The following is a 22,026-nucleotide window of genomic DNA, read 5'->3' as shown; positions in this document are numbered from 1 at the left end:
CAGGGAGGACTCACTGTGATCACCGTCTACAGCGCCCCGTGGTGCGGGCACTGCCATCGGCTGAAGGCGCAGCTGGACCGCGCGGAGATCGCCTACACGGAGGTCGACGTCGACGCCACCCCGGGCGCCACGGAACTGATCGCCTCGCTCAACGGCGGCGACTGGCTCATCCCGACGGTCGTCTTCCCCGACGGCTCCGCCCTGGTCAACCCGCCGGTGGAGCGGGTACGCGCCCGCCTCGAAGCGCGATGATGCCCGGCCCGGGCGTCAGCCGGCGGCCCGGCGGTGCCGCTCGGCGAAGAAGAGGGCGGCCTCGCTGACGGAGTCGCCGGTGGGGGAGGGATGCCAGCCGAGCTCGCGGGTGGCCTTGCCGTGGTCGAGCGGCGGCATGAAGTGCATGAGCCTGACGCTCACCGACGTCATCACGGTGTCGCGGCGCAGCAGGCGCCCGGCCAGGTCACCGAGCAGGCCGAGGACCTTCAGCACGGGAAGCGGGACCCCGAAGCGGGGCGGCCGCGCGCCGGTCGCCCGCGCCGCGGTCGTGACGAGCTCCCGCCACGACATGGGACGTTCGCTGATGATGTACCGCTCGCCGACCCGCCCGTTCTCCGCGGCCAGCAGGAACGCCCGCGCGGCGTCCTTGATGCCGACGACCTCCAGCGCGGAACCGCCGAAGTGGACCGGGAGCCTGCCGAGTGCGGCGTCGGCGACGATCCGGCCGTGCGGTGAGCCGGGGTCGGGCGCCCCGTAGGTCGTCGAGACGCACAGGACGACCGCGGGCAGGTCCCGGTCGCGGCAGTAGCCGAGGACGAGATTCTCCGCGGCGACCCGCGCCTGGATGTAGGGGCCGCCGAGGTGCCCCCACTCGTGCGGCGAGTCCTCGTCGGCGAGCCCGCCGCCCTCGGTCCGGCCGATCGTGCCGACCGTGCTGCAGAACACGAAGCGCCGCACCCCGGCGGCGAGGGCGGCGTCGAGCGCGTGCCGCAGTCCCTCGACGTTCGTCTCGAACAGCGGGGCGGGATCGCGGAGCCAGGCCCGCGCGTCGACGACGCAGTAGTGGACGGTGTCGACGCCGTCCATCGCCTCGCGCAGCGCCGCGTCGTCGGTCAGCTCGCTGCGGAAGTGCCGGACCGGCAGGTCCTCGAAGGCGTGGGCCGAGCTGGACGGGCGGGTCCAGACGCGGACGTCGTCGCCCCGCTCGACGAGCTGCGCGGTGACATGCGAGCCGAGGAATCCGCTCGCTCCCATGACCAGCTGTAGTCCCGTCACGGGACGATTCGACCACAGATGGATCTTCGGCGCCCCGGATACGGGACATTCCGGGCCGGGCTGGTTGGATCGGAGCATGACTCCAGCGGATCTCAAGGCGGTGTGCCTCGGGCTGACCGGGGCGGTGGAGGAGTTCCCCTTCGGCGAGGAGACCTCGGTGTTCAAGGTGGCGGGCAAGATGTTCGCGCTCTCCCGCCTGGACGCGATCCCCCTGACGGTGAACCTCAAGTGCGAGCCCGAACTCGCCCGCGCCCTGCGCGCCGAGCATCCCGAGATCGTCCCGGGCTACCACATGAACAAGCGCCACTGGAACACCGTGACCGCCGACGGAGCCCTCCCCGACACGATGGTCACCGACCTGATCGAGGACTCCTACGAACTGATCCGCGCCGCCCTCACCCGCTCCCAGCGCGCCACCCTCGCCTCGTTGGAAGATCACTGACTTTCCGTAGCCGATCTCTTGCATCCGGTGACGTTAGAGTTCCGGCGTGAATCACGGGATGATCACCCAGGAATCCCTGGGCGGGGCACTGGACGCGGCCGACGAGCAGCGCGTCCTTCGGATGGCGCGGCTGGCCGGGGACGGGCGGGAGGGCCCGTACGGGCTGAGGTTCGACCACGCGGGCCTGCTGGTCTTCCCCGCCTCGGCGGAACGCGCACTGGAGGCGCTGGAGGGCGCGGGACTCCCGGTCGTGCGGACGCTGGAGAGCGTCGTGGTCCGCGAACGGCTCCGGCACCGGTACCCGGGGGAGTCCCTGGAGGTGCTGATCGCCCATCTGGACGCGGGCGACGGCCGCACCCTGGAGGTGTTCCTGGCCGAGGGCTGCCCGGACGGCGTCGCGGACGACGAGCGGTTCCACGAGCGGGAGACCCATCTGGCGTTCGAGGCCGGTGTGGGCCGCCTCGGCGTCCTGGAGGCCCTGCGCGCCGACGGCCACGTCCCCGACGGCGGCGGGTTCAATCCCCATGAGGGCCCGGACGGCCGCAGCGTCTTCTACTTCCGTGCCGATGGCGGCGACCGGCTGGAGATCGTCAAGGCGGGCCGGGCGGCGGCCGAGCTGGGACGCCACCTCGGCGGAGGGGAGCGGCGCAGGATGCTCGCCCTGCTCACCGGGGCATGGCAGACCCAGGCCCTGCGCACGGCCGCCGAACTCGGCATCGCCGACGCCCTGGCCGGCCGCTCCCTGGACCTGGACGACCTCGCCGCCGCCACCGGCTGCCCACCGGAGCGCCTCGGCCGCCTCCTGCGCTACCTGGAGCAGCTCGACGTGGTCGCGCGGCGAGCGGGCCGGTTCGGGCTCACCCCGCTCGGCGCGACCCTCGCCCGGGACGCCCCCTCCTCGCTCCACGGAGTCGCGCTGCTCTACGGAGGGCTCTTCTACGGCAGCTTCGGGGAGCTCCCCGGCGCCGTCAGGACCGGGACCAGCGGCTTCGAGCTCTGCTACGGCGCCGCCCCGTTCGCCCACCTCGACGCCCACCCCGCCGACGCGGCGGTCTTCCAGCGGGCGATGTCCGACCAGTGCAGCGACGTCTTCGACGCGGTCGCCGAGCACCTGGACCTGGACGGCGTCGAGACGGTCACCGACCTCGGCGGCGGCATGGGCACCCTGATCGGGCGGGTCCTGGACCACGAACCCCGGCTGCGGGGAGTCCTGTTCGACACTCCCGCCACCGTCGCCGCCGCGGGCGAGGGGCTGCGCGCCAGGTTCGGCGACCGGATCACCACGGTCGGCGGCGACCTGTTCGCCTCGGTCCCTGGCGGCGACCTGCTCATGCTCTCCCGCATCCTGCACGACTGGGACGACACCGACTGCGCGCGCATCCTCGTGCGCTGCCGGGCGGCGATGCGTTCCGGCGACCGGCTGGCCGTGATCGAGCGGCTGCTTCCCGCGAGTCCCGGAGACCGTTCGCTGGCGACCGCGTGGGACGTCCACATGATGGTCAACAACACCGGAGGCAGGGAACGCACCCTGGCGGAGTTCATGGACCTCCTGGCCGACGCCGGATTCGTGCTGGCGGGCCCGCCGGTGGAGCTGCCCCTCGACGTCCATCTGCTGACGGCGGTCGCCCGGTGACCCACGTGGTGATCGCGGGCGCCGGGATCGGCGGGCTGACCTCGGCCCTGTGCCTGCACGAGGCGGGCGTCGACGTCCGGATCGCGGAGGCCTCCCTGCGCCGCGAACCCGCCGGGGTGGGGATCAACCTCATGCCGGCGGCAGTCGGGGAGCTCGTGCGGCTCGGCATCGACCCCGGCGGGATCGGGACGCCGGTCGCCGAGATGGCCCACTTCGACCGGCACGGCAACCTCATCTGGAGCGAGCCCCGGGCGGGCCAGTACTCGGTGCACAGGGGCGAGCTGCAGAGGGCGCTGCTCAGGGCCGTCAGGGAACGGCTCGGTCCGGGCGCCGTCCGGTCCGGGCTCGCCGTGGACGGCTTCGCGGCCGCTCCCGGGGGCGTCACCGTGCGCTGCCGGGATCGGGGAACGGGCGGCGCGGCCGAGATCAGGGGCGATGTCCTCGTCGGTGCCGACGGCATTCACTCGACGGTCCGGCGGCTGCTGCATCCCGGCGAGGGAGACCCGCTGCCCAGCGGCATCATGATGTGGCGGGGCATCACCGAGGCCCCCGGCCCGGTGCCGGCGGCGACCGTCGCGGTCTACGGCGACAACACGACCGCCAAGCTCGTCGTCTACCCCCTCGGCCGGGCCCCGTCGGGCGGGACGCGCGTCAACTGGGTGGCGGAGGTCCGCGACCCGGGCCCCGGCGGCCTCGCCGGGCACTTCGCCGGCTGGGCCCCGGCGGGCCTGGACGTCCTCGGCCTCTTCGCCTCGACCCGGGAGATCCTCCGGCTCCCGATGACCGATCGCGACCCGCTGCCGATCTGGGGCACCGGCCCGGTCACGCTCCTCGGCGACGCCGCCCACCCGATGTACCCGGTCGGCTCGAACGGCGGCTCCCAGGCCATCCTCGACGCCCGCGCCCTCGCCGACGCCCTGGCGGAGTCCTCGGATCCGGCCGCAGCCCTGCGCTTCTACGAGGACCTCCGCCGCCCTGCCACCACCGCCATCGTGACGGCCTGCCGCACCATGCCGGCCGACGAGATCCTCACGCTCGTCGCCTCCCGCGCCCCGTCGGGCTTCACCGACATCTCCACCGTCCTGACCCCCGCCGAGCTGTCGGCCCTCTCCGCCGCCTACCGCACCACCTCCCTCCTGCGGCCGCCGGCCCTCCAGGGGTAGGCCCGGGGCTCTCCGTCATCGCTGGCGACGCCCTACCTTGCGGTAACCTGGCGCGGCATGTGACCCCCGAAGACGCGCCAGGAGTTCTCTATGTCGGACAGCCCGTTGCATCATCGGGTGCTGCGCAGCGTCGGGTACCTGCTGACGGGGCTGCTCGTGCTCGGTGCCGTGGCCGTTCTGGCCTGGCCGATGATGGGCAAGGACGACGGCGGGGGTGGCGGGGAGGGGGCCCGGCCGCGGCCGACGGGGCAGCAGCCGACGCCGCAGGGGGACGGGACCGACCCGTTCGCGATGCTCGACCCCAACCTGGACACCAGCGGGTCGAAGAACACCGGCGCGTGCGGGGCCAAATCGGCGTCCTACAAGAGGGCCGGTGACGGGATCGAGATCACCGTCGTCTACACCGGCGTCGGGACCGTGCGGGCGGTCGTGCTGCCCGCGGAGGGCGAGCCCCAGATCCAGAGCTACACCACCGCGCAGGACCCGCATCCCCACACGTTCCAGTTCGACGGGGTGTCGCCGCAGGCCATCAAGAAGGTCTCGCTCACGATCATGAACTCGACGGGGATGACGGACTGCGACGTACCCCGCAAATAGCGCATGGCGCTGGTCACGGTCCGTGCGGCTCTTCTAGAGTCGGCGGTCCGTGACGCGGGGCCGTTCCCCTTGAGGGGGGTGGGAGCGGCCCCTGCGACGGAACCCGCTAGCCGGGCATCTTCACGTCGTCGATCGTGACGTTCACCGAGGTCACCTTCATGCCGAGCATGAGGCCGACGATCCGGGCCACGTTCGTCTTGACGATCTTGGCGACATCGATGACCACGCTGCCGTACTCGACGATCAGCGTGATCTCGAGCGCGATCTCGTTCTCGGTGACCCGGGCCTGGACGCCCCGCTCGGCCCGCTCTCCCATGCCGATGCGCTGCCGGACGGCGTCGAGCGTCTCGGAGCTGGGGCCGGAGCCCGTGCCGAGTCCCGCCACCCCCGCGACCTCGAGCGCGGCCATGGCGGCGATCTTCTCGACGACCTCGTCCTCGATCTTGATCCGGCCCTTGACCGTCGCGCCCCTGCCGGGCTCGCCCGCGCTCTCGGCGGGCGGCTCGCTGCCGTGGTGGCGGCCCGTCTCGGCGGAGATCGGGACGGCGGGCGGCAGCACCGAGACCGGGGGCTGGCTCACCGGGGTGACGGGCTGCTGGACCGGGGGCGCGGAGCTGACGGGGCCGGGCGAGCCGACTCCGCCCTGGACCGGGGAGCCGGTCCCCGGGGCGGCCGTGCCCGGCGCTCCTCCCGCGACGGGGGTCCCGGTGCCGGAACCGTTGCCCGCACCCGTGCCGGGCCCGGAAGCCGGAGGGGCGGGGAAGAACGGCATGGACGGCCCGAGTCCGGGGCGGTGCTCACCGCCGCCTCCGTTGGTGGAGTAGGGGTGGTCCAGATCGGTCATCGCGGAATCCTCACTTGCCTGGGCCGCAGTGGCTGCGGCTCCCATTTTGGCGGAGACCGCCTCCTGTCCGCCAAGAGAGTCCATATTTGAGGTCCTTTGGTACGAAAACTTCATCGGGTGGCCCCGTTATGGGCGACGTGGCGGCTGAATCTATCCTGATCCAGAGCCAGGTCGAGGGAGGAAGTAACTGTGGGTGTCGAGCCGCGGGGTCCGGAAGAGCAGGTTGGCGTGGGTTCGCCCGACAACTTCCAGCGGCTCTGGACGCCCGAACGGATGGCCTACATCAAGGGCGAGAACAAGCCGACCGGGACGGGCCCCGAGGACGGCTGCCCGTTCTGCGACATCCCGAAGCTCTCCGACGAGGAGGGCCTGGTGGTCCGCCGCGGCACCACGGTGTTCGCGGTCCTCAACCTCTACCCGTACAACTCGGGCCACCTGCTCATCTGCCCCTACCGGCACGTGGCCGACTACACCGAGCTCGACACGGCCGAGACGCTCGAGCTCGCCCAGTTCACCCAGAACGGCGTCCTGTCGCTGCGCAAGGCCAGCGGCGCCCAGGGCTTCAACGTGGGCATGAACCTCGGCCATGTGGCGGGCGCGGGGATCGCCGCCCATCTCCACCAGCACATCGTCCCCCGATGGGGCGGAGACACCAACTTCATGCCGGTCGTCGGCCGCACCAAGGTCCTCCCGCAGCTTCTCCGCGACACCCGGGCCCTGCTCGCCGAGGCCTGGCCGGGCGACTGAACGCGTTCAAGCCGCCGGAGTAGCCTGGGGACATGAGAACGCGACCGGTCCTGCTGTTCGACGGCGACTGCGGCTTCTGCACGTCCTGCGTGCGGTTCGCCGAGCGCCGGATCGCCCCCGACGCCGACCTGCGGCCGTTCCAGTTCGAGGACCTGGGCTCCTACGGGACCACCTGGGAGCGCGCCGAGCACGAGGTCGTGTGGATCACCCCGGACGGCCGGGCGAGCGGCGGCGTCCAGGGCATCGCCGCCCTGCTCCGCCACCGCGGCGGCCTCTTCGGCCCGGTGGGCGTCCTGCTGCGGCTGCCGCCGTTCCGCTGGATTGCCCACGGCCTCTACCGCCTGGTCGCGAACAACCGTCACCGGATGCCGGGCGGCACCGCGGCCTGCGCGCTCCCGGCCCACCTCAGGCCGGGAGCCCGCCGGCCCGCCGAGCCCACCGGGCCCGTCTAGGAGGTCGCCGCGACGCCCTCGGAAGGTTCCGGGACGGCCGGGGGCGGAGTCGCGCGGGCCCTGATCAGCTCCAGCGGCAGGAACGCGGTCAGGAAGATCGCGTGCGGCAGGAAGTGGATGGTCATCATCGCGTAGGTGACGACGTGGAAGCCCGCGAAGAACGCCGCGTAGGCGTACAGCGGCCGTCCGCGCAGCACCAGCAGCAGCGGCGAGGAGAACTCCACGACCAGCGTCAGGTACTGGAAGAAGTGCAGCAGGTCGGGGTAGTCGAGGAACCAGCGTCCGAACGGGGTGCCGCGACGCGACAGCGCCCACGCGGTCGTCTCGCCGCCGGGCCAGCCGGTCCCGCCGATCCGCATCTTCGCCCAGGAGGACAGGAAGTAGGCGGCGACCACGGCGACCTGGATCATGCGGACCGACCAGGCGGCCGCCTCGGACGGCGTCCGGTCGCCGACCCTGGCCCGGCCGCAGCTCGGCAGCGCGAACAGCGCGACGACCAGGGCGAGGTGGTCGTGATCGACCTTGCCGTAGGACATGCTGATCACGACCCACCACAGGTAGCCGATCGCGGCGGCGTACCCGGCCGCCGTGACGATCCTGCGGTCGATTCCGTCCCGGAAGGAGGCGACCCCGGCGATCGCGGCGCAGACCAGGACGACGACGAGCACCGTCCACATCGCGGCGGGGGTCGGGGCGGGCAGATGGACCCAGCGGGCCAGCCGGACCGGCCGGAACAACTCGGCGGGCAGTTCGGCGTGGTCGAGTGCACTGCGGGTCAGCAGCAGCATGTCGACGGGGAGGAACCCGTAGGCGATGACGCGGAGCCAGGCCACCCGGGCCTGCGGGACGGGGCCGAACATCCATCGGCGCAGCACGTTCATCGCACGTCCCAGACGACCTGGTTGCTCATGGTCTCCTTGACGACCTTGCCTTTTTCGAGGGTCCGGATGTCGTGCACGACGTAGAGCCTCGTGATCCGGTCGCCGCCCGCGCGGGTCCTGTTGAGCCGGTCGGCGATGCCCTGGAGCAGCGAGGGATCCCGTTGCATCCGATTGACCTGGCCCTCGACCTCGGCCCGCTTCAGGCCGCTGCCGGCCGCGTCCCAGGAGAGCTTGACGTGCCTGCCGTCCGCGGTGTCGGCCTCCATCCAGCGGGAGTGGATCTCCCCGCCGGAGGACTTCACCGAGAAGGCGAACTGGGTCATCGGGCCGAGCGGGAAGTCGTCGTCGCTTCCCTTGCTCGAGGTGTAGAACAGGGTGCCGACCAGCGTGAGCAGGACGACGGCACGCCACGTTCTGCCCGCGGCGCTCAAGCGGCCGCGGGGCTCGGTGGTCATCAAGATGTCTTTCCCCGTCTAGGTGCCGGACTGCCGCGGGAGCGACTGCCGTAGCTCAGAGACCGTGACGAACGTGAAACCCCGGTCCTTGAGACCCCGAATCATACGAGGCAACTGCTGGAGGGCGGCCAACCTCGTGGTCCTGCCGACGTCGTGGGCGAGCATGATCATTCCCGGCCGGACCCCGCCCACCACGTCCTCGACCAGCTCGTCGGGATGGGAGTGCAGGGCCCGGTCCCGGACGAGCAGGGACCACAGGATCAGGTCGTAGCCGAGCTCACCCGCCACCCTGACGGTCGTGCCGCCCATCTTCCCCCACGGGGGCCTGAGCAGCGTGGCGTTGCGGCCCGTGATCCGCTTGATCGTGTCGTGGGTCTGCCCGACCGAACGCATGACGTCCTTGTAGTTCAGCTTCGACAGATCGTCGTGGTGCCAGCTGTGGTTGCCGATCTCATGCCGGTCGTACCGCTTGCGGACCAGGTTCGCGTGGGTCGCCAGCCGGCTTCCGACGACGAAGAACGTCGCGCGGATCTTCGCCTCGTCGAGCACGTCGAGGGCCAGCGGCGTCCACTCCGGCAGCGGTCCGTCGTCGAAGGTGAGCGCCACCTTCCTCTCCGCGGTGTCCACCGACCACAGCACGGTCGACTGGTGGCCCGCGGGCCGGTTGGACCCGACCGACTCGGCGGACACGGGCGACTCCTCGATGGCGAACTTCTCGGTCGCGGCCGCCGAAGCGCCCCCTACGGCGACCATCCCCGCGGCCATCCCCATGGACCTGATGATCGCCCGACGTTTCAGATATTCCCTTTTCTCCCCCACAGGGAGAGATATACCCGATCACGCCGGGCCGACCATCATGGGGGGTGATTATGAAGTTTCCATGACTTTTTCCATAAGATGCGATGGGAGCGGCTCGTAACGGAGGAACCTCCGGTGGAACGTCCCGGTCCCGTGGGACAGCGACCGCAGGTCGATGCTGTACCTCGTCATCTCCAGTTCGGGCACCTCGGCCCTGATCAGGGTGCGCCCGCCGGGGACGGACTCCGTCCCGAGGACCCGGCCCCGCCGCCCGGACAGGTCGGACATCACCGGGCCGGTGTGCTCGTCGTGGACCAGCACCGACACCTCGTCGACCGGCTCCAGGAGCAGCACGGGCACCTTGGCCGCCGCGTCCTTCACCGCCAGGGCGCCCGCGGTCTGGAAGGCCATGTCGCTGGAGTCCACCGAGTGGGCCTTGCCGTCGTGCAGCGTGACCTTCAGGTCGACCATCGGGTAGCCCGCCGAGACGCCCCTGGTCATCTGGGTGCGCACCCCCTTCTCCACCGAGGGGATGAACTGGCGCGGCACGACCCCGCCGACGATCCGGTCGACGAACTCGAAGCCCGCCCCCGGAGGCAGCGGCTCGACCGTGATCCGGCAGATGCCGTACTGGCCGTGCCCGCCGCTCTGCTTCACGTGCCGGCCGAGCCCCTCGGCGGTGCCGCCGAAGGTCTCCCGCAGCGGCACCCGCAGCGCGACCGTCTCGACCTCGACGCCGTAGCGCGATCGCAGCCGGTCGAGCAGCACGTCGGCGTGGGCCTCGCCCATGCACCACAGGACGAGCTGCCGGGTCTCGGCGTTGTTCTCCAGGCGCAGGGTCGGGTCCTCGGCGACCAGCCGGTTCAGCGACTGGCCGAGCTTGTCCTCGTCGGCCTTGGACACCGCCCTGATCGCGACGGGCAGCAGGGGGTCGGGCATGGTCCAGGAGGCCATGAGCAGCGGGCCGTCGGCGGCCGAGATCGTGTCGCCGGTCTCCGCGCGGGCCAGCTTGGCGATCGCGCAGACGTCGCCGGCCCGGCACTCGGCCAGGCTCCGCTGCTGCTTGCCGAGCGGGGCAGACAGGGCGCCGATCCGCTCGTCGACGTCGTGGTCCTCGTGGCCGCGGTCGGCGAGCCCGTGCCCCGACACATGGACGGTCAGATCGGGGCGGAGCGTCCCGGAGAACACCCGCACCAGGGAGATGCGGCCCACGTAGGGATCGGAGACGGTCTTGATCACCTCGGCGAGGAGCGGGCCGTCGGGATCGCAGGTCAGGGCCGGCACGTCCTTGCCCTCGATGGTCGTGACCGGCGGCAGCGGATGCTCCAGGGGCGAGGGGAACCCCCGGGTGATCACCTCGAGCAGCTCCGCGATCCCGACGACAGCGCCCTGCCGGTCGCCGTGCGGCACGGCCGTGGCCAGCACGGGGTGGAGGCCGCCGCGCGCCACCGCCCGCTCCAGATCGGCGATCAGCTCGTCGAGGTCGAGTTCCTCGCCGGAGACGTAGCGGTCCATCAGCGACTCGTCCTCGGACTCCTCGATGATCCCCTCGATCAGGGCGGCCCGCTCCTGCGCGAGCATCTCGGCGGCACCGGGCCCCGGCTCGCCGACGACCCGTCTTCCGGAGCCGTAGTCGTAGAACCTCTCGGTCAGCAGGCCGACGAGCCCGGTGCCGTCCGGCAGGTAGAGGGGCACGACACCGCCGCCGAAGGCCTGCTGGCACTCGCCGAGCGTCCGGGCGAAGTCGCCCCGGGCCTGGTCGATCTTGGTGATGACGACCGCGCGCGGCATCCCGACGGCCGAGCACTCCTCCCACAGCATGCGGGTCAGCCCGTCGATCCCGTCGACGGCCGACACGACGAACAGCGCGGCGTCCGCCGCCCGCAGCCCCGCTCGCAGGTCACCGACGAAGTCCGGGTAGCCCGGGGCGTCGAGCAGATTGACCTTGATCCGCCGGCCGCCGGCCGTGTGCTCGAACGGGGCGAGCGTGAGGCTCACCGAGCGACGCTGCCGGATCTCCACCTCGTCGTGGTCGCAGACGGTCGACCCGTCCTCGACCCGCCCGGCCCGCTGGATCGTCCCGGTCTCGGCGAGCAGCGCCTCGGCCAGGGTCGTCTTACCGGCTCCCGAATGGCCGACCAGCACCACGTTGCGCACCTGCGCGGGCTGGTCGGCCGCTACTCCCCGGCCGTTGTTCTGGTTCCTTTCCGCCATGGCGACGTCCTCCTCCTCGAGGGAGGGTGTGGGCATGCCCGCGGGTGACGGGCGTCACACCCGTGTCCTTCACCATTCACCCTCCGTTCGGCCCTGGCAAGGGGGCGCGGCGGGCTGAACACGCTCCTGAGCGGCGGGGGCACTACGATGGCGTGGCCCTGATCTCAAAGTTTGGAACACGATGCTCAACCGCCTGCGGCCCGCGCTCTCGCGTGTGGTGACGCCGATCGGAACGGCCCTCGCGAAGACGGGTGTGACCCCCAACATCATCACGGTCACCGGGACCGTGGGAGTGGCGGCCGGCGCGCTCGTCTTCTACCCGCAAGGCGAACTGTTCTGGGGGACCATCGCGATCACCGCGTTCGTCTTCTTCGACATGTTCGACGGGGCGGTCGCACGGATCACGGGCAAGACGGGCGTGTGGGGGGCCTTCCTCGACTCGACCATGGACCGGGTCGGCGACGCGGCCGTCTTCGCCGGGCTGATCATGTGGCTGACCAGCGCCGAAGGCCGCGACCTGCCGCTCGCCTACCTCGCGCTCTACTGCATGGTGTCCGGCGTCGTCATCTCCTACGCCAAGGCGAGGGCCGAGGGCCTGGGCCTCAAGTGCGACGTGGGCATCGCCGAACGGTCCGAACGGCTGGTCATCAGCCTGGTCGGCGCCGGGCTCGAGGGCCTCGGCGTCCCCTACGCCCTGCCCGTCTCGCTCGTCCTGCTCGCCGTCCTCAGCACGATCACCGTGGGGCAGCGCTTCAGCGTCGTCTACAAGCAGGCGGTCGGCGCGTGAACCTCAAGGACGGCGCGGCCGACGCCGCGTACGCCCTCGGCTGGGCCGTCGTCAAGCGGATGCCGGAACCGGCCGCCCGGCTGCTGTTCCAGAAGATCGCCGACCGGACCTGGAAGAAGCACGGGAAGGGCGTACGGCAGCTCGAGAAGAACCTCTCCCGGGTGACGGGCGAGGCCGCCGACGGGCCCGCGGTCCGCGCGCTCAGCCGGCTGACCATGCGCTCCTACATGCGCTACTGGCTGGAGACCTTCCGGCTCCCGGTGCTCGGCGAGGAGCGGATCGTCTCGGGGATGCACGTCTCCGGGCACGACCAGATCCACGAGAACGTCAAGGCGGGCCGCGGCGTGGTGGTGGCCCTGCCCCACATGGGCAACTACGACCACGCCGGGGCCTGGCTGGTCCATGTCGGCCATCCGCTGGTGACCGTCGCGGAGCGGCTGAAGCCCGAGTCGCTCTTCGAGCGCTTCATGGCCTACCGCGAGTCCCTCGGATTCGAGATCCTCCCCCTGACGGGCGGCGCCTCGTCCTTCGGGATCCTCGCCAGGAGACTGCGCGAGGGCCGCGTGGTCTGCCTCGTGGCCGACCGCGATCTCAGCGCCACCGGGGTCGAGGTCGAGCTGTTCGGCGGCACGGCACGTCTCCCCGGCGGCCCCGCCGCGCTCGCCGTCCAGACCGGGGCCGCGCTGCTCCCGGTCACTTTGTGGTACGAAGGAGACGACTGGGGGGCCCGCGTCCACGACGAGATCCCCCAGCCCGTCGACGGAACCCGGCAGGAAAAGGTCCAGGCGATGACCCAGGCGCTGGCCGACAGGTTCGCCGAGGGCATCGCCGCCCACCCCCAGGACTGGCACATGCTGCAAAAGGTGTGGGTGGAGGATCTTTCTTGAGGATCGGCATCGTCTGTCCCTATACGTGGAACGTCCCGGGGGGAGTGCAGCAGCACATCCGCGACCTGTCCGAGGCGCTGATCGCGCTCGGCCACGAGGTCTCGGTGATCACCCCCGCCGATGACGACGCCCCGCTGCCCTACTACGTGGTGTCCGCCGGACGGGCGGTGCCCGTCCCCTACAACGGGTCCGTGGCCCGCCTGTCCTTCGGCTTCCTGTCGGCGGGCCGGGTGCGCCGCTGGATCCGCGAGGGCGCCTTCGACGTCCTGCACATCCACGAGCCCGCCGCGCCCAGCCTCGGCCTGCTCGCCTGCTGGGCCGCCGACGGCCCGATCGTGGCGACCTTCCACGCCTCCTACGAGCGCTCCCGCGCGGTGACCGTCTCGGCGCCCATCCTGCAGAGCGCCCTGGAGAAGATCACCGCCCGGATCGCGGTGTCGGAGGCCGCCCGCAACACCCTGGTGGAGCATCTCGGCGGCGACGCCGTGCTGATCCCCAACGGGGTCGCCACCGAGCGGTACGCCATGGCCGAGCCGATGCCGGGCTGGCACCGGCGCACCGACGGGGCCAGGGACGAGCAGGCGCTCGGGTTCCTCGGCCGGATCGACGAGCCGCGCAAGGGCCTCCAGGTGCTGCTCAAGGCGTTCGAGACCCTCGGCAGGGAGCGTCCGGGGCTGCGGCTGCTGGTCGCGGGGCCAGGGGACGCCGACGACGCCCTCGCCAAGGTCTCGCCCGAGCTGCGGAACCGGGTGATCCTGCTGGGGATGGTCAGCGAGGAGGACAAGGTCCGCGCCTACCACTCCGTCGACGTGTTCGTGGCGCCCAACCTGGGCGGCGAGTCCTTCGGGATCGTGCTCACCGAGGCGATGTCGGCCGGGGCGCCGATCCTCGCCAGCGACATCGAGGCCTTCGCCCGGGTGCTCCAGGACGGCCGGGCCGGCGTCCTGTTCCCGGTCGGCGACGCGGCCGCCCTCGCCGAGGCCGCCGGGGAGCTGCTCGACGACCCGGCACGGCGCAAGCACCTGTCGGCGGAGGCCCGCTCGGCGGTGCGGGCCTACGACTGGTCGACCGTCGCCCGCGACGTGCTCCGCGTCTACGAGACGGTCCTGGACCGGACCGGGAACGACCATCCGGGCGTCGTGGAGTCCACCACCTGATGGATCTCGTCGATCTCCTCTTCTGGCTCGGCCTGCTCTTCCTGGCGGGCACCTACGTGTCCTGGCGGGCGGGCCGGCTCGACCGGCTGCACGCCCGCGTCGACCTGGCCAAGGCGGCCCTGGACGCGGCGCTGGTCCGGCGGGCGGCCGTCGCGCTGGAACTGGCGCTGTCGCGGCTGCTGGATCCCGCCACCAGCCTCGTCCTGGCGACCGCGGCGCACGAGGCCCGCACCGCCGACGCCGAGAGCCGGGAGTTCGCGGAGTCGGACCTGTCGCGGGCGCTGCGGGCCGTGCTGGAGCAGCCGGAGTTCCGGGCGACCCTCGAGGCGAAGCCGAACGGGCTGGCCCTGCTCGAGGAGCTGGCGGCCACGGCGCAGAAGACCGCCCTGGCCCGGCGGTTCTTCAACGACGCCGTTTCGGCCACCCGGATCGCCCGGCGCAGGATCCTCGCCCGGGTCCTGCCGCTGGCCGGACGTGCGCCGCTGCCGGAGTTCTTTGAAATCGACGACGTTCCGCCCGACGTGCAGTAATTCCGATAGGTTCGTCCGGATCTAGCGTCAGGGCGAAGGGACCTCATCGGTGGAAGCCGTTACACGGAGGACGTTCACGTTCACCCTTGCCGGGCTGGCCGTGGGAGCAGCGGGATGCTCCTCGGACGAGCCCGAGGGGGAACCGAAGGCGCCCGCCGCGGCGGGGAGCAGCCCCACGCCGACTCCCACCCCCACCCAGCCCCGGCCGGGCGTGGACTACCACCCCTTCACCGGCGGCAAGACCGGGATGAAGAACCGGGTCCTCGCGGTGAAGATCGACAACACCCGGCCCGCGCACCCCCAGGAGGGCCTGCGCTCCGCCGACATCGTCTACGTCGAGCAGGTCGAGGGCGGCGAGACCCGGATCATGGCGATCTTCTCCTCGCACTACCCCAAGCGGATCGGTCCGGTCCGCAGCGCCCGCATCTCCGACCTGCACATCCTGCGCCAGTTCGGGAAGCCCGCCCTGGCCTTCTCGGGCGTGCAGAGCAAGATGAAGCCGCTGATCCGCAAGGCCCCGCTGTACGACATCTCCCAGGACAACGGGGGCAGCGCCTACTACCGCTACTCCGGCGGGCGGCCGGGCGGCCGGTCGGCCCCCTACAACCTGTTCGGCGACGTCAAGGGGTTCCTGAAGCAGGCTCCCAGGGCGTCCAGGCCCAAGGACATCGGCTTCCGTTTCGGCCCCGCCCCCTCCGGCGGCAAGCCGCTCAAGCGGTTCACCGCCCACTGGCCCGCGGAGAAGCTCACCTTCACCTGGTCGGCGAAGGAGAAGCGCTGGCTGACCTCGCACAACGGCCAGCCGAACGGCGCGGTCGAGGGCGGGGTGCTCGGCGGGCGGACCGTCGTGATCCAGTACGTGCGGACCTCCCGCTCCCGCTTCCACGACTTCCTCGGCTCCTACACCCCCTACCTGCACACCGTCGGCAAGGGCAGGGCCGTCGTCCTGCGCGACGGCAAGGCCTGGGAGTGCACCTGGTCGCGCCCGCGCGAGGAGGACGGCACCACCTTCAAGACGAAGGCGGGGGAGCGGATGACCTTCGCGCCCGGCCAGGTCTGGGTGGCGATCGTCAACGACGGCAAGCCCTTCATCCCGTAGGACGAGGGATGTCCACACCGTAAAGGGAACCTGACGCAACCTGACACAGTGGCGGGTCGAGGCCGGGTCTGAGCAGGGAATACCATGGAGTACGACATAGCCGTCGTCCTGTGAGGAAAACACCCGTGACTTCTCCTTCCCCTACCCCTGACAACGCCGTCGGCACCGCCCGCGTCAAGCGCGGTATGGCCGAGATGCTGAAGGGCGGGGTGATCATGGACGTGGTCACGCCCGACCAGGCCAAGATCGCGGAAGACGCGGGCGCCGTCGCCGTCATGGCGCTCGAGCGGGTCCCCGCCGACATCCGCGTCGAGGGCGGCGTCTCGCGTATGTCCGACCCCGACATGATCGACGGCATCATCGCCGCGGTGTCGATCCCGGTCATGGCCAAGGCCCGCATCGGCCACTTCGTCGAGGCCCAGGTCCTGCAGTCCCTCGGCGTCGACTACATCGACGAGTCCGAGGTCCTCACCCCGGCCGACTATGACCACCACATCGACAAGTGGGCCTTCACCGTCCCCTTCGTCTGCGGTGCGACCAACCTCGGCGAGGCCCTGCGCCGCATCACCGAGGGCGCGGCCATGATCCGCTCCAAGGGCGAGGCCGGCACCGGCGACGTCTCCAACGCCACCACCCACATGCGCAGGCTCCGCGACGACATCCGCCGCCTGTCCTCCCTGCCCGAGGACGAGCTCTTCGTCGCGGCCAAGGAGCTCCAGGCGCCGTACGAGCTGGTCAAGGAGGTCGCCAAGACCGGCAAGCTCCCCGTCGTGCTGTTCACCGCGGGCGGCATCGCCACCCCGGCCGACGCCGCGATGATGATGCAGCTCGGCGCCGAGGGCGTCTTCGTCGGCTCCGGCATCTTCAAGTCCGGCAACCCCGTCCAGCGGGCCGAGGCGATCGTCAAGGCGACGACCTTCTTCGACGACCCCGACGTCATCGCCAAGGTCTCCCGCGGCCTGGGCGAGGCCATGGTCGGCATCAACGTCGGCACCATGCCCGAGGCGGACAAGTTCGCCGGCCGCGGCTGGTGACCACCGGTTCACCCTGACCCGATCCTGACAAATGCCCGAACGCCCGGTAGATCCCGGTCGATTCCCCTCCCGCTGGGCGGTCCCGAAAGTTACGCTGGCGAAGCCGGGACCAGGGTGGGAATCCCGGCCGGGAGGGACACGGGCTATGGGTTGGTCGGTCGCGCTGGCGTGCGCGAGCAGTGGCGAGCCCGGGCGGATCTTCCGACCCGGGCTCGAACCGGACGCGGACGCGGCACTGGACCTGGCGAGGCGGCTCTATCCGACCGCGGCGGTCGAGGAGACCGGCGCGACGGTGCTGGACTTCGCGCTCTGGCCCTACCAGGACGAGATGTTCATCGGGGTCTATCCCGACGCCCTCGTGGTCTGCGACCGCAGGCTGTTCTGCCTGGACGACGAGGCCAGGCACGTCGCCGACTCGATCGCCTCGGCGCTGCCCGACTCCGACTGCGGGGTCCTGGTGCTCCACACCATGGTCGCCGGGTGCTGGTTCCGCTGGTACTCCCGCGGGGAGCTGAAGCGGGACGTCTACGTGACGGCCGAGGACGGCGTCGTCGTCGACCAGGGTGAACGCCTGGACGCCGAGGCGCCGTACTGGAAGTCCATCGACGCGGGGGCCGGCGACGTGCCGCTCCCGTTCGACCAGGAACAGTTCGGCCTGGACCTGGCCCGGCAGCTGTTCGGCCGGGATCTCGCCGACCGCGGGGAGGACGGCTTCCTCCCGCTGGAACTGCCGCTGAGCCGCTTCCGCCTCGGATAGGGGGAAGATCACGGGACTCGCGCGGCGTTCTAGACTGAGCACCGTCCGCGTTCCCGAAGGGTCTTCACCTGTGTCCGTCCTCATCGGAGTCCTCGCCCTGCAAGGCGACGTCCGCGAGCATGCCCGAGCGCTGGAGGCCTGCGGCGCGCGGACCGTCACCGTGCGCAGGGCATCGGAGCTGGAGCGGGTCGACGCTCTGGTGATCCCGGGCGGCGAGTCGACCGCCATGTGGAAGCTGATGCGCGCGTTCGACCTGCTGGAGCCGCTGCGCAAGCGGATCGAGGGCGGCATGCCCGCCTACGGTTCCTGCGCCGGCATGATCATGCTCGCGAACCGTATCGTCGACGGAATGGACGGCCAGGAGACGATCGGCGGCATCGACATGGTCGTGCGCCGTAACGCCTTCGGCCGCCAGGTCGACTCCTACGAGTCCACGATCGAGTTCGACGGCGCCCCCCTGGAGGCCGTCTTCATCCGCGCGCCGTGGGTCGAATCGGTCGGTGAGGGTGTAGAAATCCTCGGACGCGTGGAGAGCGGCGAGTCCGCCGGTAGGATCGTCGCGGTCCGGCAGGGCCGCCTGATGGCGACCGCCTACCACCCCGAGCTGACCGGCGACCACGGTGTCCACCGGTATTTTGTTGATCTTGTTAGTAAGTCGAAGGACGAGGAGTAACTGCATGTCCGGGCATTCCAAATGGGCGACGACCAAGCACAAGAAGGCGGCCCTGGACAGCAAGCGGGGCAAGCTCTTCGCCAAGCTGATCAAGAACATCGAGGTCGCGGCGCGGACCGGCGGCCCCGACCCCGACTCCAACCCCACCCTCTTCGACGCCATCTACAAGGCCAAGAAGAACTCGGTCCCCAACGACAACATCGAGCGCGCCCGCAAGCGCGGCGGCGGCCTCGAGGCCGGCGGCGCCGACTGGCAGACGATCATGTACGAGGGTTACGGCCCGAACGGCGTCGCGGTGCTCATCGAGTGCCTCACCGACAACCGCAACCGCGCCGCGTCCGAGGTCCGGGTCGCCCTGACCCGCAACGGCGGCTCGCTCGCCGACCCCGGCTCGGTCTCCTACATGTTCAACCGCAAGGGCGTCGTCGTGGTCCCCAAGGCGGGCACCACCGAGGACGACGTCATGATGGCCGCCCTCGACGCGGGCGCCGAGGAGATCAACGACCTCGGGGAGAACTTCGAGGTCGTCTCCGAGGCCACCGACCTGCTCCCGGTCCGCAAGGCCATCCAGGACGCCGGCATCGACTACGAGTCGGCCGAGTCCTCCTTCATGCCGACCATGCAGATCGAGCTGGACGTCGACGGCGCCCGCAAGATCTTCCGCCTGATCGACGCCCTCGAGGACAGCGACGACGTCCAGAACGTCTGGGCGAACTTCGACCTGAGCGAGGCCGTCGCCGCCGAGCTCGAAGAGGACGAATAACCAGGTCCGCCACCGCGCCGCGCACCCCCGCGGGTGGTGCGGCGCGGTATCGTCTTCACGAACTGATGTTCGGAAGATCGGATCGGGAGCGGCCTTGCGCGTGCTGGGAGTGGACCCGGGCCTGACCCGATGCGGCGTCGGGGTCGTCGACGGCACTCCCGGGTCGCCGCTCACGCTCGTGCACGTCGGGGTGATCAGGACCCCCGCCGAGGAGGAGCTCGCGCTGCGGCTCGTCGGGATCGAGCGGGGGATCGAGGACGTCCTGGACCGGTTCCGGCCCGAGGCCGTGGCCGTGGAGCGCGTCTTCGCCCAGCACAACGTCTCGACCGTGATGGGCACCGCGCAGGCGGCCGGGATCGCGCTGCTGTGCGCGGCGCGGCGCGGTCTGCCCGTGGCGCTGCACACCCCGAGCGAGGCCAAGGCCGCGATCACGGGAAGCGGCCGCGCCGACAAGGCCCAGGTGACCATGATGGTCACCCGCCTCCTGCGGCTGAAGGAGGCGCCGAGGCCCGCCGACGCCGCGGACGCCCTCGCCCTCGCGATCTGTCACGTTTGGCGCGGAGGGGCCGTCTCCCGGCTCGCGGCCGCACAGCAGCTCTACCGGAGGGGTGGCAGATGATCGCCTTCGTCAGGGGCCGGGTCGACTCGGCCGGCACCGACCAGGCCGTCGTGGAGGTCGGAGGGGTCGGGCTGGCACTGCACTGCGCCCCGAACACCCTCGCCGGGCTCAAGGTCGGAGAGGACGCCCGCCTGGCGACCTCACTGGTCGTCCGCGAGGACTCCATGACGCTCTACGGCTTCGCCACCGACGACGAGCGGGTGATGTTCGAGCTGGTCCAGACGGCCAGCGGCGTCGGCCCCAAGGTCGCCCTGGCGATGGTCGCCACGCACTCCCCGAACGCTCTGCGGCGCGCCGTGGCCACCGGTGACGCCAAGGCGCTCACCCTGGTGTCGGGCATCGGCCCCAAGGGCGCCCAGAAGATCATTCTCGAGCTCAAGGACAAGCTGGGCCTGCCGGTGGGCGGTGCCGACGATCTTCCGGTGCCGCGCCAGCGCGTCCAGCCGTGGCGCGAGCAGGTCCAGGCGGGCCTGCAGAGCCTCGGCTGGCCCGCCCGCGAGGCCGAGGCGGCCGTCGCCGCCGTGGCCGACGAGCTCACCGGCGAGGAAGTCCCCTCGATCCCCGAGCTGCTCAAGTCGGCGCTGCGTAAGCTGAGCCGCCCGTGAGCGAGGAGGAGCGCCTGGTGTCGGGCGAGCAGTACATCGACGACCAGGCGATCGACGCCGCGCTGCGCCCGAAGAAGCTCGACGACTTCATCGGCCAGGAACGGGTGCGCGAGCAGCTCTCGCTGGTCCTGCACAGCGCGCTGCGGCGCGGGCGCACCCCCGACCACGTGCTGCTGTCCGGCGGTCCCGGCCTGGGCAAGACCACCCTGGCCATGATCATCGCCGCCGAGCTGGGCCGGCCGCTGCGGATCACCAGCGGCCCGGCCATCGAGCGCGCGGGCGATCTCGCCGCCGTCCTTTCGACCCTGTCGGAGGGCGAGGTCCTCTTCCTCGACGAGATCCACCGGATGGCCCGCCCCGCCGAGGAGATGCTCTACCTCGCGATGGAGGACTTCCGGGTGGACGTCGTGGTGGGCAAGGGCCCGGGCGCCACCGCCATCCCCCTCGACATCGCCCCGTTCACCCTGGTCGGGGCCACCACCCGCGCCGGAATGCTGCCGGGACCGCTGCGCGACCGGTTCGGCTTCGTCGCCCACATGGACTTCTACGATCCCGCCGAGCTCGAGATCATCGTGCGGCGGTCGGCCGGGCTCCTAGGCGTGCGGATCGACGACCGGGCCGCGGCCGAGGTCGCCTTCCGCTCCCGCGGCACGCCCCGCATCGCCAACCGGCTGCTCCGCCGCGTCCGCGACTTCGCCGAGGTCCGCGCCGACGGCTACGTCACCCTCGACCTCGCCCGCAGCGCCCTCGATCTCTACGAGGTCGACGAGAGCGGCCTCGACCGTCTCGACCTGGCCGTCCTGCGCGCTCTGCTGACCAAGTTCGGCGGCGGCCCGGTCGGCCTGTCGACCCTCGCGGTGTCGGTGGGGGAGGAGCCGGAGACCGTCGAGGTCGTCGCGGAGCCCTTCCTGGTCCGTCAGGGACTGCTCGCGCGCACTCCCCGGGGGCGCATCGCCACGCCCGCCGCCTGGACCCACCTGGGTCTTGCTCCGCCGCAGGTCCCGGGCCCCGCGGGCGGCACGCTGTTCGACGTGACGCCCGACACGGACTAGCCTGGCGGATCGACGGTTCCGGCGACGCGGGAACTCTGTGGCGCGCTGAATCGTCACGTCGTTGCCGGTGCGCCTCGCACTCTCTAAACTCCGGGTCCGGCACCGGGCCGTATCGATCAAGAAACCAGGACGTCATGATTCTCGCAGCCGAGTCCCAGGGCAACGCGCTCGTCTCCTTCCTCCCGCTGATCCTCATCGCGGTGGCCTTCTACTTCTTCCTGATCCGCCCGCAGAAGAAGCGGCAGCAGGACCAGCAGAAGATGCAGTCGGCCCTCGCGCCGGGAACGCGGATCGTCACCGCGGGCGGCATCTACGGCACCGTCCTCGACAACGACGAGGGCGACCTGCTCCTGGAGATCGCCGAGGGCGTCGAGATCCGCATCCTGGCCCAGGCGGTCATGAAGGTCGTCGAGGACGTCGAGCTCGTGGACTCCGACGACGAGGCCGTTGACGAGGCCGAGCCCAACGCCGTGGAGACCAAGGCCGTCGAGGACGAGGAGACCCCGGAGGCGGCCGGCGTCGACTTCGGCAAGTCCGAGAAGACCGCCGACAAGGCCTGACGGGCCCC

At 71.3% G+C, this 22,026-nt stretch carries 26 protein-coding genes; 20 read left to right on the top strand and 6 right to left on the bottom strand.

What is annotated here, in order from left to right; translation table 11 throughout:
• The first annotated feature begins 15 nt into the window (after positions 1-15).
• Positions 16-252 (top strand): glutaredoxin domain-containing protein, encoded by a 237-nt coding sequence (locus ABD785_RS14250; RefSeq protein ID WP_344827676.1) that lies wholly within the window; start codon positions 16-18, stop codon positions 250-252.
• A 15-nt stretch (positions 253-267) separates the two neighbouring features.
• Here ABD785_RS14250 and ABD785_RS14245 read toward each other — a convergent pair whose 3' ends face one another.
• Positions 268-1,269 (bottom strand): NAD-dependent epimerase/dehydratase family protein, encoded by a 1,002-nt coding sequence (locus tag ABD785_RS14245; protein ID WP_344827673.1) that lies wholly within the window; start codon positions 1,267-1,269, stop codon positions 268-270.
• A gap of 76 nt (positions 1,270-1,345) precedes the next feature.
• Between ABD785_RS14245 and ABD785_RS14240 the strand changes: the two genes are divergently transcribed.
• The 4 genes from ABD785_RS14240 (at position 1,346) to ABD785_RS14225 (ending at position 5,104) form a co-directional block, all read left to right on the top strand.
• On the top strand, positions 1,346-1,711 hold the full coding sequence (locus tag ABD785_RS14240) for an MmcQ/YjbR family DNA-binding protein (RefSeq protein WP_344827670.1): 366 nt from the start codon (positions 1,346-1,348) through the stop codon (positions 1,709-1,711).
• Positions 1,712-1,757: 46 nt separating this feature from the next.
• Positions 1,758-3,344, top strand: coding sequence for a methyltransferase (locus ABD785_RS14235; RefSeq protein WP_344827667.1), 1,587 nt, complete (start codon positions 1,758-1,760; stop codon positions 3,342-3,344).
• A complete protein-coding gene (locus ABD785_RS14230; RefSeq protein ID WP_344827665.1) occupies positions 3,341-4,507 on the top strand; it encodes an FAD-dependent monooxygenase in 1,167 nt (388 codons plus the stop codon). The genes ABD785_RS14235 and ABD785_RS14230 overlap by 4 nt, the downstream gene beginning before the upstream one ends.
• Before the next feature lie 90 nt (positions 4,508-4,597).
• Positions 4,598-5,104 carry a hypothetical protein gene (locus ABD785_RS14225; protein WP_344827663.1) on the top strand — a complete coding sequence of 169 codons (507 nt, stop codon included), beginning with the start codon at positions 4,598-4,600 and terminating at the stop codon, positions 5,102-5,104.
• Between the two features lie 106 nt (positions 5,105-5,210).
• Here ABD785_RS14225 and ABD785_RS14220 read toward each other — a convergent pair whose 3' ends face one another.
• Positions 5,211-5,948: an Asp23/Gls24 family envelope stress response protein gene (locus ABD785_RS14220; RefSeq protein WP_344827661.1), complete on the bottom strand. Its 738-nt coding sequence runs from the start codon at positions 5,946-5,948 to the stop codon at positions 5,211-5,213.
• A gap of 189 nt (positions 5,949-6,137) precedes the next feature.
• On the opposite strand from ABD785_RS14220, the gene ABD785_RS14215 reads away from it, so the two are divergent.
• Positions 6,138-6,695: an HIT family protein gene (locus ABD785_RS14215; RefSeq protein ID WP_344827658.1), complete on the top strand. Its 558-nt coding sequence runs from the start codon at positions 6,138-6,140 to the stop codon at positions 6,693-6,695.
• 32 nt (positions 6,696-6,727) lie between these two features.
• Complete coding sequence (locus ABD785_RS14210) at positions 6,728-7,147, top strand: thiol-disulfide oxidoreductase DCC family protein (RefSeq protein WP_344827656.1); 420 nt, start codon at positions 6,728-6,730, stop codon at positions 7,145-7,147.
• Here the strand turns inward: ABD785_RS14210 and ABD785_RS14205 are convergent.
• The 4 genes from ABD785_RS14205 to ABD785_RS14190 all read right to left on the bottom strand — a co-directional run bounded on the left by ABD785_RS14205 (position 7,144) and on the right by ABD785_RS14190 (position 11,495).
• Positions 7,144-8,028 carry a hypothetical protein gene (locus ABD785_RS14205; RefSeq protein WP_344827654.1) on the bottom strand — a complete coding sequence of 295 codons (885 nt, stop codon included), beginning with the start codon at positions 8,026-8,028 and terminating at the stop codon, positions 7,144-7,146. The genes ABD785_RS14210 and ABD785_RS14205 overlap by 4 nt on opposite strands.
• Complete coding sequence (locus tag ABD785_RS14200) at positions 8,025-8,483, bottom strand: hypothetical protein (protein WP_344827651.1); 459 nt, start codon at positions 8,481-8,483, stop codon at positions 8,025-8,027. Before ABD785_RS14200 ends, ABD785_RS14205 begins: the two co-directional genes overlap by 4 nt.
• Before the next feature lie 18 nt (positions 8,484-8,501).
• The gene (locus ABD785_RS14195; RefSeq protein ID WP_344827648.1) at positions 8,502-9,254 is read right to left on the bottom strand and encodes a polysaccharide deacetylase family protein; all 753 of its coding nucleotides are present in this window, start codon (positions 9,252-9,254) and stop codon (positions 8,502-8,504) included.
• Between the two features lie 96 nt (positions 9,255-9,350).
• On the bottom strand, positions 9,351-11,495 hold the full coding sequence (locus ABD785_RS14190; RefSeq protein WP_344828518.1) for an elongation factor G-like protein EF-G2: 2,145 nt from the start codon (positions 11,493-11,495) through the stop codon (positions 9,351-9,353).
• A gap of 181 nt (positions 11,496-11,676) precedes the next feature.
• On the opposite strand from ABD785_RS14190, the gene pgsA reads away from it, so the two are divergent.
• From pgsA to yajC, 13 genes are all read left to right on the top strand, one after another.
• Positions 11,677-12,282, top strand: coding sequence for a phosphatidylinositol phosphate synthase (gene pgsA / locus ABD785_RS14185; RefSeq protein ID WP_344827645.1), 606 nt, complete (start codon positions 11,677-11,679; stop codon positions 12,280-12,282).
• Positions 12,279-13,169 carry a phosphatidylinositol mannoside acyltransferase gene (locus tag ABD785_RS14180; protein WP_344827642.1) on the top strand — a complete coding sequence of 297 codons (891 nt, stop codon included), beginning with the start codon at positions 12,279-12,281 and terminating at the stop codon, positions 13,167-13,169. Before pgsA ends, ABD785_RS14180 begins: the two co-directional genes overlap by 4 nt.
• Positions 13,166-14,326, top strand: a complete 1,161-nt coding sequence (locus ABD785_RS14175) for a glycosyltransferase family 4 protein (protein WP_344827639.1) — start codon at positions 13,166-13,168, stop codon at positions 14,324-14,326. The genes ABD785_RS14180 and ABD785_RS14175 overlap by 4 nt, the downstream gene beginning before the upstream one ends.
• Positions 14,326-14,856, top strand: coding sequence for a LemA family protein (locus tag ABD785_RS14170; RefSeq protein WP_344827637.1), 531 nt, complete (start codon positions 14,326-14,328; stop codon positions 14,854-14,856). The genes ABD785_RS14175 and ABD785_RS14170 overlap by 1 nt, the downstream gene beginning before the upstream one ends.
• A 100-nt stretch (positions 14,857-14,956) precedes the next feature.
• Positions 14,957-15,955 carry a DUF3048 domain-containing protein gene (locus ABD785_RS14165; protein WP_344827636.1) on the top strand — a complete coding sequence of 333 codons (999 nt, stop codon included), beginning with the start codon at positions 14,957-14,959 and terminating at the stop codon, positions 15,953-15,955.
• Between the two features lie 125 nt (positions 15,956-16,080).
• Entirely contained in the window at positions 16,081-16,989 is a 909-nt protein-coding gene (pdxS, locus tag ABD785_RS14160) for a pyridoxal 5'-phosphate synthase lyase subunit PdxS (RefSeq protein ID WP_344827633.1), read from the top strand.
• Positions 16,990-17,134: 145 nt separating this feature from the next.
• The gene (locus ABD785_RS14155) at positions 17,135-17,746 is read left to right on the top strand and encodes a DUF6928 family protein (protein ID WP_344827631.1); all 612 of its coding nucleotides are present in this window, start codon (positions 17,135-17,137) and stop codon (positions 17,744-17,746) included.
• Between the two features lie 70 nt (positions 17,747-17,816).
• Positions 17,817-18,419, top strand: a complete 603-nt coding sequence (pdxT, locus tag ABD785_RS14150; RefSeq protein WP_344827628.1) for a pyridoxal 5'-phosphate synthase glutaminase subunit PdxT — start codon at positions 17,817-17,819, stop codon at positions 18,417-18,419.
• 4 nt (positions 18,420-18,423) lie between these two features.
• Complete coding sequence (locus tag ABD785_RS14145; RefSeq protein ID WP_344827625.1) at positions 18,424-19,182, top strand: YebC/PmpR family DNA-binding transcriptional regulator; 759 nt, start codon at positions 18,424-18,426, stop codon at positions 19,180-19,182.
• Between the two features lie 94 nt (positions 19,183-19,276).
• Positions 19,277-19,801, top strand: coding sequence for a crossover junction endodeoxyribonuclease RuvC (ruvC, locus tag ABD785_RS14140; protein WP_344827622.1), 525 nt, complete (start codon positions 19,277-19,279; stop codon positions 19,799-19,801).
• Positions 19,798-20,406 (top strand): Holliday junction branch migration protein RuvA, encoded by a 609-nt coding sequence (ruvA, locus tag ABD785_RS14135; protein ID WP_344827619.1) that lies wholly within the window; start codon positions 19,798-19,800, stop codon positions 20,404-20,406. Before ruvC ends, ruvA begins: the two co-directional genes overlap by 4 nt.
• Positions 20,403-21,458, top strand: a complete 1,056-nt coding sequence (gene ruvB / locus ABD785_RS14130) for a Holliday junction branch migration DNA helicase RuvB (protein WP_344827615.1) — start codon at positions 20,403-20,405, stop codon at positions 21,456-21,458. Before ruvA ends, ruvB begins: the two co-directional genes overlap by 4 nt.
• Positions 21,459-21,592: 134 nt before the next feature.
• Complete coding sequence (gene yajC / locus ABD785_RS14125; RefSeq protein WP_344827612.1) at positions 21,593-22,018, top strand: preprotein translocase subunit YajC; 426 nt, start codon at positions 21,593-21,595, stop codon at positions 22,016-22,018.
• Positions 22,019-22,026 lie beyond the last annotated feature (8 nt).

The organism is Actinocorallia longicatena (genome assembly GCF_039534125.1).
In the GTDB taxonomy this organism is placed as follows: Bacteria; Actinomycetota; Actinomycetes; order Streptosporangiales; family Streptosporangiaceae; genus Actinocorallia; species Actinocorallia longicatena.
Note: the sequence above shows the minus strand (reverse complement) of the source record. Positions and strands in the feature narration are given on the sequence as shown.